This is a genomic window from Parabacteroides leei, from assembly GCF_023369805.1.
In the GTDB taxonomy this organism is placed as follows: Bacteria; Bacteroidota; Bacteroidia; order Bacteroidales; family Tannerellaceae; genus Parabacteroides; species Parabacteroides leei.
The window spans coordinates 51,681-66,005 of sequence record NZ_JAMBQG010000009.1 but is presented as its reverse complement, the minus strand read 5'-3'; the positions used below and the strand labels follow the sequence as shown (position 1 = coordinate 66,005).

The following is a 14,325-nucleotide window of genomic DNA, read 5'->3' as shown; positions in this document are numbered from 1 at the left end:
TTTGTTGTTTGTTGAATTCTATCGGAATATTTCGTCGATGTTTACGGATAGTCCGATCATACAGGTCGTACCCGGTGAGATCGGCGAGTTGGAAGAATAATACTTCGGTTTATAATTAAAAATATTATCTACGGTTACCTGAAGGAGGTAAGCGCGATACAAACGTTGCGAGATCGTCATCTTCCATGTCTGATAGCCGGGATAATGCACAGGAGTATAGGATGAACCTGTACTGCTCGCCTCATTCGTATCCAACTTGCCGAGGAAACGACCGTTTACCGCAACATTCAGATTATAATTCTTCTTCGACAGTTCGTAATTAATACCCAGTGTGGCCGAATGCGGACGGGTGGAAGATACATTTACACCATCCTGTTTCATATCTTCATGTACATAGGCATAAGCCGTTTTTACGGTGAAGCCATACGGACATTTGACGGCCAGGTTGACATCCAGACCTGCCAGCTTCGATTTATCGATGTTGGTATAGAAAGAAGTATCTTTCTCCGCCGGTGTCTTCGCTGCCTGATAAAGAGAAGCGATCTTGTCGCTGATCTGATTGTAATATCCTACCACGGACAGATTAACACGATCGCGTGTATATTCGGCAGATAACGTTATATTATCGCTGATCTCCGGCTTCAGGTCGGGATTGCCGTAAACGGTAAACCAACCCATACCGCCCATATCCCAGTCCGTCCACATTTCCTTCAACGACGGGGCACGAAAACCACGCGAATAGGAAGTACGGAATGTCATCGGCTTCAACTTATACATCAGTGAAACGTTCGGGCTGACATGCGCACCGAAAGACGAATAATAGTCCATGCGTGCGCCATACACCAGGTTAAACTGTTCAGTGACATTAAAGTCGTGCTGTGCATAAAGGATATAATCTTCGATAGAATGTGCACCGCCGGAAAACTGATACGACATCAACTCATCCCGAAAATACTCCGCGCCGCCTGTCAGGGTATTGCCGGGTGTGAAAGAATAGCTGTATTGTGCCCGTGCCGTCTGTTGCGTATTCCGGTAATTCAATGAATCGACATCCTTCTTTTCGTAATAATCATATTTATTATACCGGTCGATCAGATAAGATACATCAAGATTCTGCTTGTCGGTAATCAGATAATTCATCCGCACGCTACCATTAAAATTACGATAGCGGTCTTTCACCTTTTCATTATAGTTGTCGATCTTGCGGGTATAAAAACCGCCTTTCCCGGTGAAGACAATACGGTCCGTCGCCTTCCATGTCAGTTTCTCGTTCACATTGATATCGTATCCCCCGTTGATCGCTGTTTCTTTACCGGTCGTATCCGTCAACAGATATGTATCCTTCTTTTTGTAGGTAAAGGATGTCAGGCTGCTGACTTTATCTTTCTTCGCACCGACAGTCGTTCCGTAACGTTGCTCGGCATAGCTTGCCTTGTCATTTTTGGCACCGAAGCCATACGAACCGTTCACGTTGACCGACCAGGGCTTGGAAGCCTCTTTCGTTATGATATTGACAACACCGCCAATCGCATTGGAGCCATAAAGAGCCGAAGCCGCTCCTTTCACGATCTCGATGCGTTCGATGTTCTCTGCATTGAGGCGGTTGTAATCGACGTTGTTCAATGTCTCGCCCGCCATACGTTCGCCGTCGATAAGGAAAAGTACATACTTCCCGCTCATCCCCTGCATATGGATAGCCGTCTGCCCGTCCATTTCGCGGGTAAACTCCAGGCCGGGCAATTCCGTTTCCAGCAGATCCTGTACGGTAACGGCATTGACCTTCCTTATATCTTCCGAGGTAATCACACGGGTGATGACAGGGGCATCTTTCAGGAGCTTCGGGGTACGGGTGGCCGTCACCGTTACCTCATTCAGGTTGAGGGCATCCTCTTTGAGGCGGAAGTTTATCGTTGTGTCGTTACTCAGGAAGACGCGCTGCTCGAAGGGGGCAAAGCCGGCGTATTTGACGATGAGATTATATTCACCCGGTTTTGTAATCTCCAGGCGGTAGTTCCCATTCAAGTCGGAAGCCGTACCGTGAGTCGTGCCTTTTACCAGGATGTTGGCGTAGGGTAAGGTCTCGCCGTTCTCATCGGTAACACGACCGGAAACCTGCCGGGGCGTTTCACGCGCCGACAGGTTTCCGCATATCAGTATTGATGCAAGGATCAATAATGTTGTTTTCATATAAGAAAGGAGTGTTCGTTATTTGAATGGGTAGACGTAAGAGAATGTGATATGACCTTTTACATTATCATCGTTTGTATAGTCGGTGAACTTGATCTTAGCATACTCACCCGATTTCAGCTTGATAACATAAACCACCCCGCTCATAGTATAAGAAGGAGGCATATTACTTAAATCGAGATCCATCCAACCAGTCAACACCTCGTTCAGATCAGTAGTAGCATAGCCGATCTTGTTCTGCATCATACCGGAAGAATCAACCATCAGGCTATCCGTCTTGATATCCGCGGTATAGCCGCTGGAAGGGATAGCTGTAACTTTTGCCATATCACTTTCGGAAGTAGCAACAGCAGAAGCACCGTTTGTTTTCACATCATAACGATGCAAAGCGAAATCCCAGTTGAAAGAAGTTTCATCTACACCGGCACGTTTTTCTACAATCCCTTTATAAGTTGCGACGAAAGGCATCGGCATGCCAGTCGGCTGGATAGTCATAACCAGATTGATGCTATCGCCGGCAATTCCTCCTTTGCAGGTAACGTTCATACCGTTCACCACAATGGTTCCACCATTCAGAGCCCAGCATAAAGTATCGGCTGAGATCGTTGCACCGGCGGCAATGTCTCCCATCTGATAGTTACCAAAATTAAAGTCTTTTAAAAGCAGGCTTACCGAATCTGTTTCGAGACGACCGACTTCCAGCTTCAGGTCTTCAACCGAACCATAATCTTTTCCCATTACAGTAACAGAAATGTCACCGGAATACGTACCGGCTACCGGTTCTATCTCGTGAGTAACGGTTGTGCCATCGCTCAAGTTAAAATATACCCATTTATCGTAAGCTGTAGCATCAAGTGTTGCGGTCTTTACCGTTTCTTCTGTCGGTTCTTCACCTCCTCCACCATCATCGCCGCCTCCGCCATTATCGACAGGATCATCATCGCCACAGGCGGAAAACATAGTCAGAGAGCCGGATAGCAGCATCGCTAATAAGTAAAAATTCTTTTTCATTGCGTTCTATTATTTAAAAGTAATATATTCTGACCGCAAAGTTCCGGGTTTCTGAAAGAATGTGAAATCCCTAAAAAGGGGTATAAAAAAGAGGGATGTTACCTAGTTGTAGGTATTTTACGGAAAAGGGAGGGGGAGAAATAATAAAGGGGTGTGTAATAGATATATAGATGATACGAATTACACCCCTACCCCTGTCAAAAGAGGAATCAATGACCATCGGTCACTATTAAAATATACACAAAAGTTCAACTCTGGTAAGAATTGAAATATCAATACAGGGTAAGGGCAGATACAAAATCAGCCAGATTGTTATATGTTAAACAACCTGGCTGATGAATTATTTTATAGTTAAAAAGAGACTACAATTCCTCGATCTCTTTTACCGATAGTCTGGTACATTGGGCAATCGTTTCAATATTTACTCCCTTCTCTTTTAAGTCCGCAGCGATACGACGCTGTTCTTCGGCTTTAGCTTTTTCCACCGCATATTCCGTCGTAGCATGCCAGTCGCGGTAGATCTTCAGATTCTCTTCGTAGACGGCACGGTCATGGTCGGTCATGGCATTGAGGTTCGCCACGTCGAGCAAGCGTCTAAAAGCGTCCTCTTTCTCCTTGAATGGAGACATATCAAATAAATTCATATTCTTCAATATATAAATCGTGTTTTCAAGAGGGGTCTTACATTCCTCTTTTGTTAAATTGAACAAGTCGAACGACAGATAAATCTGTTTCAGTTTGACTTCGCCCAAAGTTTTACCCGTTGCCTCGTCGGCCAGGATTACGAATCCGCGGTTAAAGAAATAACGTTGCGGGCAATTCTGCATTTCCAGGATGAATTTACTTCCGTCCACATCTTCGCAAAGGAGATCGAAGATCACCGTGCGTTGTTCTATTACTTCCGGCTGGATTTCTTTATCAAGATAAGTCAGGTCTTTCACCTGACGCTCACCCAGGAGGGCGGCATTGATAAAGTCGATGGCTACTTACTTTACTCCGAAGACTGTTTTAAAGCCCTCATCAAGCATGATATTCACGTATCTTTCCATATGTTAATGGTTTTAATGGTCTGTTGCCCAATAGCGGGTAACGGGACAAAGATAGTATTTTTTATTTATTGCAATGGCTGGAGGTGTGTTTTGCATGGCCTGAAACAATTTATCAAGAGCTAACATATTAATGTGTCAAGAACTAACGTGCTAATAGGCAATCGTTTTAAATTCTTACTACCTACATATAGCTACTCCCACCCCCCTTTTCCCCCTCTTTTTTTACCTATAATCGGTGATTGATGCGCTTTCCTTTTCGCCCGACCTTTGCATCGGTTTTTAATAACGGTAAAAAGATTGAATACATTGAAAGCGATATTTAAAGGACTTACAATCATGTTAGCCCTTGTTTGTACAGCTATGTCGGCACATGCACAAAGGGAAACAATGATCTCGGGGAAGATATTATCTACGGAAAAAGAAATAGTTGATTTTGCAACAGTCTACCTCAAAGGTACAAACTACGGCGGTACGACAAATGAAGAAGGTATCTACCATCTGAAAGCACCCGCAGGAAATTACACGCTGGTGGTATCCGCCATCGGCTATACGACCGTAGAGAAAGCAGTCCGGCTGATCGACGGCGAACGCACAAAACAAAACATGACGATCTCACCGCAGGTAGAAGAACTGGATGAAGTAGTCGTCGTCTCCAACGGGATCAGCCGTCTGAAACGTTCCGCCTTCAACGCCATCGCGGTAGACACCAAAGAACTTCAGAACTCCACCAAGAGCCTGAGCGATGCCCTCGCGAAAGCACCGGGGATGAAACTCCGTGAGTCAGGCGGTGTCGGATCGGATATGCAGCTGATGCTGGACGGTTTCAGCGGAAAACATGTGAAGGTGTTTATCGACGGCGTACCACAGGAGGGGGTCGGCAATTCGTTTGCTCTGAACAATATCCCCGTCAATTTTGCCGAACGCATCGAAGTCTACAAAGGCGTTGTCCCCGTCGGTTTCGGGACGGATGCCATCGGCGGCGTGGTCAATATCGTGACGAATAAGAAGCGCCGTAACTGGTTCCTCGATGCCTCCTATTCCTACGGATCGTTCAATACCCATAAATCGTATGTTAACTTCGGGCAGACGCTGGATAACGGTTTCACCTACGAGATCAACGCTTTCCAGAACTATTCGGACAACGATTATTACGTGGATGCCCCGGTGAAGGATTTCGAAACCGGACGGCTCGATACGGAAAACAAAGAACGCGTGAAACGTTTCAACGACACCTACCATAATGAAGCCGTGATCGGAAAGGTCGGCTTTGTCAACAAGAACTGGGCGGACCGCCTGTTATTGGGCTTCACCTATTCGAACATGTACCAGGAAATACAGACCGGGGTACGCCAGAATACAGTCTACGGTGAGAAGCACCGTAAAGGCCATTCGCTGATGCCGTCACTCGAATACAACAAACGCGACCTGTTGACCAAAGGCCTCGACCTGGTCTTTACCGCCAATTACAATAAGAACCTGACGACCAACATCGACACCTCCGCCTACGAATATAACTGGCGCGGCGAGAAACATCTGATGAATTCGCGTGGCGAGCAGTCGTACCAGCATACACGGTCGGACAACAATAACTGGAATGGTACGGTAACGGTCAATTACCGTCTGGGCCGAGCCCATTCTTTCACTTTCAACAATGTACTGACCGCTTTCCGCCGTTCCAACACCTCGCTGTTGACCAACGAAGAACTCACAGATGCCATCGACAAGCAGACACGCAAGAACATTGCCGGGCTGTCGTATCGTCTGATGCCGTCGGAGCACTGGAACCTGTCCGTCTTCGGTAAACATTACAACCAGTATGTAGCGGGCCCGATGGCGACCGACAATACGAGTTCCGAATACGTCCGCACTTCCCGCAGCGTCAGCTCCCTGGGATATGGTGCGGCAGGTACTTACTTCGTCCTGCCGGGATTGCAGGCGAAACTTTCCTACGAGAAAGCCTACCGCCTCCCCACTATCGAAGAGATGTTCGGTAACGAAGACCTCGAAATGGGTGACATCAGCATCAAACCGGAGAAGAGCGACAACGTGAACCTGAATATCAGCTACAACAAGACACTGGGCAAGCACGGCCTGTATGTCGAAGGAGGTCTGATCTACCGTAACACCAACGATTATATCCAGCGTAACATCACCGACCTGAGTGGCGGTAAGCAGGCTGCAAGCTACATCAACTACGGGAAAGTGTTGACCAAAGGATACAACCTCTCCGCCCGTTACAGTTTCTCGAACTGGCTGAGCGTAGGAGGAAACTATACGCAAATGAACGTGCGCGACAACCAGAAAACAGCGATCGGCAGCAGTGCGGAAAACATCGCCTACAAAGAGCGCATGCCGAACCTGCCCTATCGTTTTGCCGACTCTGACGTGACGCTCTACTGGCGTAACCTCTGGAAGAAAGGCAATACATTGATCTTTACATACGACAATCAATATCTGCATAGTTTCACGTATTATTCCTCCATCATCGGATCGAATAAAGGTGAATATGTAGTTCCCAACCAGTTCTCTCACAATCTGACCTTGTCTTACAGCCTTCAGAACGGACGTTACAACATCTCTTTCGAGTGCCGCAACTTCACCGACGAGAAGCTATATGACAATTTCAGCTTGCAGAAAGCGGGACGGGCATTCTATGGTAAATTCCGCATCTACTTAGGCAATTAATTTCCAAATAAATAGTATAAATCAAATAATAAAACAAACATGAAGAAGAATTTCTTTTTAACAGGCCTGTTCGCAACTGCGATGGCCGGACTGACACTAACAGCGTGCGACGACGATCCGACTGACAGCGGAGGAAACAACGGCGGAGAAGAAGAAAACAATGCGGAATATGTAATCGCCGCCTCCGTTACGGCTTCCGGAAATACAACCAACGTATTGGTAACCTCCGAATCGCTGGACGAAGGCACAGTCACCACCAAAAACAACGGTGTCGTGAACGACGGTGCAACCTACTGGGTATTCTTTAAGAACCAATACCTCTACGCCCTTACCTACAACCAGGGCGAAGCCGGAGGCACCCGTTCTTACATCATGGAATCTCCGGGAGAATTAAAGAAACGTTCTGCCGAATTTGGTGTAAAGCGTTTTACCTCCTACGGTATCTACGATAAATATATCATGACTTCCTCTACCGGCGACGGCCCGACAGACTGGAATGACGAAAACGGTTACACCCCGAAAGTATTCCTGTTGTCTTACCTCGATCCCGCAGCAGAAACATTCACCACCAACGACACACAGAACAAAGCCTATTTGTCTGAAAACTTCCTGGGTAACGGTGAATACGTAACCCTGGCCGGCATCCTGGAACACAACAACAAAATTTACAGTGCCGCCATCCCGATGGGTCTGAGCCAGTACGGTACAAAAGACCAGGGCGGTAAATGGGTGAAAGCCGGCAACGAAGACCTAGTAAAGAAAGAATCAGGCGGCTCCAACAGCAGTGCATATAAGAAAGACGAATTACAGTGGACACAGTATCCGAACGAATGTTGGATAGCCATCTTCGACGATGCCAACATGACCAGCAAGAAACTGATCAAGACGGATAAGATCAGCTATGCCGCCGGACGTATGAAGTCACAGTATTACCAAATGGTCTGGGCTGCCGACAACGGTGATGTCTACGTCTTCTCCCCGAGCTTTGCCAAGACTATGACCGATCCTCGCCAACAGACTACACTGCCTGCCGGTGTAGTACGTATCCCGAACGGAAGTACAGACTTCGACGATTACTATTGTAACCTTGAAGCTATGACCGACGGAAACTCTTTCCTTCGCACATGGCATATCACAGACGACTATTTCATGTTATTGATGTATGACAAACCTTTCTCCAACGCTGACCGTGTAGCCAATCAACTGGCTATCTTCAAAGCCGGCGACAAGAAGCTGACATACGTAACCGGTCTTCCTTCAACAGACACAATCAGCGGCTTCGGCGATGCTCCGTATGTTGAAAACGGCACTGCTTACGTAACAGTAACCTTCAACGAAGGTGGCGGCAACCCGGTTATCTACAAGATCGATCCGGCAACAGCCGCAGCAACAAAAGGTCTGACAATCGAAGCCACTCAGGTGAGCGGTGTCGGCAAACTGACAGTCGCTAAATAATAACGATTAAGATAAAAGATGATTCGTATTCACATCTTTCTTATACTCCTCCTGCTCCCGCTAACCATGCGGAGCCAGGAGGATATTTGTATAGGAAAGAAACATAGCCTTTACTCCACGGTCTTACAGGAAGAGCGAAACTACTGGGTACACCTGCCCGACAGCTACGGACGGGATACAACGCAACGCTATCAGGTGATCTACCTGCTCGACGGAGATGCATTCTTCCATTCGGTAGTCGGCATCAGCCGGACATTCACCACGGTCAAAGGCAGGCATCTTCCCCCGAGTATCATCGTCGGCGTACTGAACGTCGACCGTACACGCGACCTGACACCTACCGCTTCGGCAGCAGGCCGGGATGGAAAGATCGCTCCTGATGCCGTTCCCCAGGGTGGCGGAAGCGAACCCTTCAGCCACTTTCTGACAGAAGAGCTTCGCAATGTAATAGACAACAGCTATCGCACCAACGGAAAGAATATGTTGATAGGTCATTCCTATTCCGGACTGTTTACCCTCAACACATTCCTCCATCATACCGACCTGTTCGACACCTATCTGGCTGTCGATCCGAGCCTGTGGTGGGATCGGGGCAAGTTGTCGGAAGAAGCCGCCTCTCTGATCGCAGGAAAAGATTTCACAGGGAAAAGCCTGTATATCGGTGTCGCTTCCAAGAAACGTACCGATCGGGTGGATATCCACTTCAACAAAGTAAACCACCTCCTGAAAGAGGTTTTGCCGCAGGCGAGGAACCTGCGTTTCTTTAGTAAATCATTCCCCGAAGAGAACCACGGAACAGTCGCTATTCCGGGAATATACGACGGGATCAAACAATTATATGGTAAATGAGAAAGTTATTTGCAAAAATACATTTATGGTTATCGATACCTTTTGGCATCATCATCGCGATTGTCTGCCTGACAGGTGCAATATTGGTATTTGAAACGGAGATACTGGAAGTGTGCTATCCTTCCCGTTATTTCGTCAAAGAGGTAAAAGGGGAACCGCTTACGCCTGCCGCCCTGCTCAGTTCGGCACGCCGGCAATTGCCCGATTCCATCCAAATAAACGGTATCCGTGTTTCGCAGGATCCCAAACGTACCTGGCAGGTGGTATTGCCCGGTAAAAAAGCAGCCGCTTTCATCAATCCCTATACTGCAGAGATCACCGACATCGATGACGGACAAGGTTTCTTTATGCAAATGATGCGCCTGCACCGCTGGTTGCTCGACTCCTACAAACGCGACGGCAGCTTCTCGTTAGGCAAAGCCGTTGTAGGCTATGCGACACTGGTAATGGCTATCATTCTGATAAGCGGCCTGGTGATCTGGTATCCCCGCAATAAGAAAGTGCTGAAGAACCGTCTGAAGATAAAAACCCAATCCGGCTGGTATCGTTTCTTCTACGACCTGCATGTCTCGGGTGGTTTCTACGCCACCCTGCTCCTGCTCATCCTGACGCTGACCGGTTTAACCTGGTCTTTCGGCTGGTACCGCGATGCTTTCTATACTGTCTTCGGTGTCGAAACTACCCAACCGCAGGCACATGCTCCCGCCCCGTCTGATTCCAAAGGGAAGTCTAAAGAAAGAGGCAAAGGCGGACACTCTTATGAAAGAGAAAAGAAGAATCGTGCAGAAACCGATTATACCCAATGGGCAACGGTCTTAGCCGACCTGCAAAGCCGTTATCCGAAATATAACTCCATCACCATTCAGGATGGTTCAGCCACCGTATCTGCCGCCCAATACGGCAATACCCGGGGAAGCGACCGTTATACTTTCGATCCGGCAAACGGGAAAATCACGGATGTGCAACTATACAAAGATCTTCCCAAGTCCGGAAAGATAAGAGGATGGATTTATTCCGTACACGTTGGATCATGGGGCGGCATGACTACCCGTATACTGTCTTGTCTCGTCTCCTTCCTCGGAGCGGTATTTGCCCTGACCGGTTATTATTTCTGGATCAAAAAGAAACTCCGAAAGAAAAAGTAACCTGTTGCAGGGCGATTATTCGCGGATCAATCCTACATTTGTATATTAATACATTGATTTGATGAAAGTTTATTCGCTGATTGTCCTGTGTTGTTTATTACCCATGCATCTGTTTGCCCAGCTATTGACAGGCAAGATAACAGATGTGTCGGGAGAAGCGATCCCCAATGCCACTTTATACATCCGTGAAGTGGCATTGGGGATTACTGCCGATGACAACGGCGAATTCCAGGCTTCCCTGAAGAAAGGTTCCTACACCTGCGACTTCAGTTCTTTGGGATATGAGCGAAAAACTCTTCCTCTGACAATCGACAAAGCTGAAACGTACCTCTCCGTAGCCCTGGAAAAGAAAGTCTACGCCCTGAAAGAGGTCATTATCTCCGCCAACCGTGAAGACCCGGCTTATGCCATCATGCGGAAAGCGATCGGCATGGCTCCTTTTTATCTCCACCAAATAGAGAAATACGAGTCGTCCATCTACGTAAAAGGGAGCGTAAAGGTTGAAAAGATTCCCCGGCTCATGACTTTCGGTTCAAACGGAAAAAAGCTAAAGAACCTCACCAACAAGCTCTTCTTAATAGAGTCACAAAACGAAGTCAGCTTCACTTCCCCCAACCGGTATGAACAGAAAGTGCTTGCCTTCTCCTCCACCCTTCCCGCCGATATCGATGCCGGACAGGTCATGTCTGTCATGACAACCAACATATACGACCCGAACGCTTTCGGCAGGATCTCCCCTTTAGCCCCGGGAGCCTTCTCATACTACAAGTTTGCATTGGAAGGCATAAATATGGAAGGAGAACATATGATCAACAAAATACATGTACAACCTAAAAAGAACAACCCCAAGCTGGTCAGCGGTTGGTTATATATCATCGAAAACAGCTGGAATGTGCAAAGTGCCGATTTAAGTGCTACCGAACTGGGTGTCACCATCCGTTTCACCGCCACCTACAACGAAGTGAAACCTTCCGCCTTTCTCCCCACCGCCTACGACATCGACATGAAAGTAGATGCCATGGGAGTAAAAGCCACCGGCAAATATTATTCCTCCGTCCAATACAAAACCGTCGAACTCAGCGGAGCAACCCAAGCCGCCAGCCCCAAATCACAGGAACAACTGAATACGTTAGCCGCCAAAGAAGAACTCAGTAACCGGGAAGCCTACAAAATGGCGAAGCTGATGAAAGAGACGACCGAACCGGAAGAAACAAAGAAAGAACGGGAGTCGCTCGAAATCAATCCGGGCAATGCAAACATCAGAGTGACAGTCGACACCCTGGCAGGAACCCGCGATTCTACCTATTGGGAAACGATCCGCAAGCAGCCGCTGAAGAAAGATGAAATCGTAAGCTATCAGGTCAGAGACAGTCTGAAAACAAAAATGGAAACCCTACGGAGCAAGGACTCTTTACAGAACCGCACTCCAGCCTATTGGATCGGTAAACTGATCACCGGCGAAAGTTTCCCTTTAAATAAGAAGATCCAGTTCGGATATAGCGGATTGCTCAAGGCGTGCCCGCAATATAATTTCGTCGATGGTTTCTGGTTGGGGCAACAATTCACATTGCGCACCAACTTTACGGAAAGCCGGTCATTAACCGTCTCCCCTTCCCTCTATTATACCACAGCAGGAAAAAGCATAAACTGGCAAATCGACGGAAGTTACCAGTATGCTCCCATGCGCCGGGGCAACGTATCCCTCTCCGGAGGACAGACTACAGCCGATTACAACGGGGAAAGCGGAACACTCCTGGCGATCAATTCCATCGCGTCCCTATTCTTCGGTGAAAATCCGGTGAAGTTCTACAAAAAGAAATTCGTCTCCCTATCCAATACTGTCGAGTTGGCTAACGGCCTGCCATTGACCACCGGTATCAGTTACGAGAAACGCAACGCATTACACAACCGTCAATCCTACAACTTCTTCGGGAATACCCCTTCATCCAATTTACCCAACGGCCAATTAATGCCTATGCCGGATAATTCAGCGATGAAAGTAAAGATCCGGCTGGCTTATACGCCTCAATACCACTATTGGAAACACCGGGGAAAGAAGATGTATATCTATTCCGACTATCCTACTTTCTCCATACAATATGAAACCGGAATACCCACAGGCTCCCAAGAGTCCGCCTCTTTCAACAAACTGGAAGGCAATATCAGCCAGACAATAAAGATAAGTGAATTCGACAGGATCGGTTATACTGTCAACGGTGGGAAGTTCCTTTCCGACAAACGGGTCTATTTCCCGGACTTCAAACATTTCGATACCAACGAACTGTTCATTACCGGAAGCTCGCCGGATAACAGTTTCTGTTTGTTCGACAATTATATTTATTCTACCGACAAGCAATGGTTACAGGCTCATTTGAACTACACGTCCGATTATTTGCTGTTCAAGCGGTTGCCTTTCCTGCAAAAGTATATGTTCAATGAAGCGCTCCATGCTCGTACGCTTTGGATACCCGGTAAAAGTTATTCCGAGTTCGGATATTCTGTCGGATTCAGCAATATTGCACGGATCGGTGTCTTTGTCGGCCTGGAGAAAGGCAAATACGATGCCGTCGGCTTCACGATCAGCCTGCCGGTACTGAAATCGATGGGCATAAAATAAGGTCTCTATGCTTTTAACCGGTATTCCGAAGGAGCGATATTATACTTCCGTTTAAACGCCGTACAGAAATGTCCCTGGTAGTCATACCCGACCAGGCTGGCTACCTCGGCTATGGTCTTATTGGTATCCAACAGATAATGAACTGCCATATTCATGCGGTAATCGAACAAATAATTAAAGACAGTCGTTTGGAACGCCTGCTTGAAACCGGCTTTCAACGTACACTCGTTCGTCCCGACGCGCAAAGCCAGATCACGCAACGACGGCGGGTTCAGATACTCGGTGCAGATAATATCCCGCGCCTGGTAAATCTTATCCCGGTCGGATACGGATACCGGTTTCTCCTTCGCCTCTTCCTTCCCTTCCGTCTCCCGTATAAAGAGCGACAGGCATTCGACCACCTTCGCCTCCAGGTACATCGGCGAAGCATTTCCCATCATCCGCGACAACTCGATATCGTTCAATGCCGTATCCAGCGTTATAGGGATCGGGATATTCTCGGGAGCCATAAAGAAAGTCTCCCCGCTGCCGAGCCGCTGGTAAGCCTTCTCGAAATATTCAGGATAACGCTCCGACAGATGGCGGAAGAAATCGGGCGACACCAATACATTCGTCATATCGAAAGTCTCCCCTTTGCTGAATTGATTACGCTCTTCCTTGATACCCGAACTGACCATGATATTCGTATGCCCTTCCGCCCAGACCCGCCTGTCCCGCGTATCTGACATAAAGCATTCGACCTTCCCCTGATGGACAAAAGAAAGCCCCATAAAAGAACAATCCGTATTCCGGGAGCGCAGGCAACAATCTTCCTTACAGTATATCCGGTACTTCGCTACATTGAAATCCCTGCATTTAAACTCGGAGATCGTATAAGCAAGCAACTCGTTCCCCATATTCCAGCTACTCTCTTCCAGCCTGCCGGAACCATTGGTGGAAAAGTAACTTATATCCGGCATTTCCAGGGCGATCGTGTCTCTTCCGCGAGATGAAAGTTCGATGTGTATCATTTTTTCCGTCAGATTAAAATGCAATTCCTTCTTGCGTAAATAATTCGATAGCAAATATCCCACCTTTGTATCAGATAATCAATCCCTAAAAGTAGGTATATTATGAATAAAATAAAACCCGGGATAAAGGACAACGTTGCAGAAACCTTATTCATCCCCTTACTTTCACGCGCCTATGAAAGCCGCCGGAAAGATAAACACGAGTCGGTGAAACGTACGAAAGCCCGTTTCCATTTCGGACTGATTATGTGGCTGATCCCCGCCCTCCATAAATCGTTCGGGATCGTAGGCTATAAAGCTGAATAAAGAACAAACAA

The 14,325-nt window shown here is 47.4% G+C and carries 9 protein-coding genes and 1 pseudogene; 6 read left to right on the top strand and 4 right to left on the bottom strand.

What is annotated here, in order from left to right:
* Positions 1 to 18: 18 nt before the first annotated feature.
* The 3 genes and pseudogenes from M1P97_RS14205 to M1P97_RS14195 all read right to left on the bottom strand — a co-directional run bounded on the left by M1P97_RS14205 (position 19) and on the right by M1P97_RS14195 (position 4,247).
* Positions 19 to 2,187, bottom strand: a complete 2,169-nt coding sequence (locus tag M1P97_RS14205) for a TonB-dependent receptor (RefSeq protein ID WP_249389422.1) — start codon at positions 2,185 to 2,187, stop codon at positions 19 to 21.
* 18 nt (positions 2,188 to 2,205) lie between these two features.
* Positions 2,206 to 3,198 carry an HmuY family protein gene (locus tag M1P97_RS14200; protein WP_195372427.1) on the bottom strand — a complete coding sequence of 331 codons (993 nt, stop codon included), beginning with the start codon at positions 3,196 to 3,198 and terminating at the stop codon, positions 2,206 to 2,208.
* Positions 3,199 to 3,560: 362 nt separating this feature from the next.
* Positions 3,561 to 4,247: pseudogene (locus M1P97_RS14195) on the bottom strand (PD-(D/E)XK nuclease family transposase).
* A gap of 387 nt (positions 4,248 to 4,634) precedes the next feature.
* Between M1P97_RS14195 and M1P97_RS14190 the strand changes: the two are divergent.
* The 5 genes from M1P97_RS14190 to M1P97_RS14170 all read left to right on the top strand — a co-directional run bounded on the left by M1P97_RS14190 (position 4,635) and on the right by M1P97_RS14170 (position 12,998).
* Complete coding sequence (locus M1P97_RS14190) at positions 4,635 to 6,932, top strand: TonB-dependent receptor (protein ID WP_229058466.1); 2,298 nt, start codon at positions 4,635 to 4,637, stop codon at positions 6,930 to 6,932.
* Positions 6,933 to 6,971: 39 nt separating this feature from the next.
* Positions 6,972 to 8,387, top strand: a complete 1,416-nt coding sequence (locus M1P97_RS14185) for a DUF4374 domain-containing protein (protein WP_249389421.1) — start codon at positions 6,972 to 6,974, stop codon at positions 8,385 to 8,387.
* An 18-nt stretch (positions 8,388 to 8,405) separates the two neighbouring features.
* Positions 8,406 to 9,236, top strand: coding sequence for an alpha/beta hydrolase (locus M1P97_RS14180; protein ID WP_249389420.1), 831 nt, complete (start codon positions 8,406 to 8,408; stop codon positions 9,234 to 9,236).
* Complete coding sequence (locus tag M1P97_RS14175; protein WP_249389419.1) at positions 9,233 to 10,381, top strand: PepSY-associated TM helix domain-containing protein; 1,149 nt, start codon at positions 9,233 to 9,235, stop codon at positions 10,379 to 10,381. Before M1P97_RS14180 ends, M1P97_RS14175 begins: the two co-directional genes overlap by 4 nt.
* Before the next feature lie 61 nt (positions 10,382 to 10,442).
* Positions 10,443 to 12,998 carry a DUF5686 family protein gene (locus M1P97_RS14170; RefSeq protein WP_249389418.1) on the top strand — a complete coding sequence of 852 codons (2,556 nt, stop codon included), beginning with the start codon at positions 10,443 to 10,445 and terminating at the stop codon, positions 12,996 to 12,998.
* Between the two features lie 5 nt (positions 12,999 to 13,003).
* On the opposite strand, the gene M1P97_RS14165 is transcribed toward M1P97_RS14170, so the two are convergent.
* Positions 13,004 to 14,008: a helix-turn-helix transcriptional regulator gene (locus M1P97_RS14165; RefSeq protein ID WP_249389417.1), complete on the bottom strand. Its 1,005-nt coding sequence runs from the start codon at positions 14,006 to 14,008 to the stop codon at positions 13,004 to 13,006.
* Positions 14,009 to 14,110: 102 nt separating this feature from the next.
* On the opposite strand from M1P97_RS14165, the gene M1P97_RS14160 reads away from it, so the two are divergent.
* On the top strand, positions 14,111 to 14,314 hold the full coding sequence (locus M1P97_RS14160) for a hypothetical protein (protein WP_195372550.1): 204 nt from the start codon (positions 14,111 to 14,113) through the stop codon (positions 14,312 to 14,314).
* Positions 14,315 to 14,325: the final 11 nt, after the last annotated feature.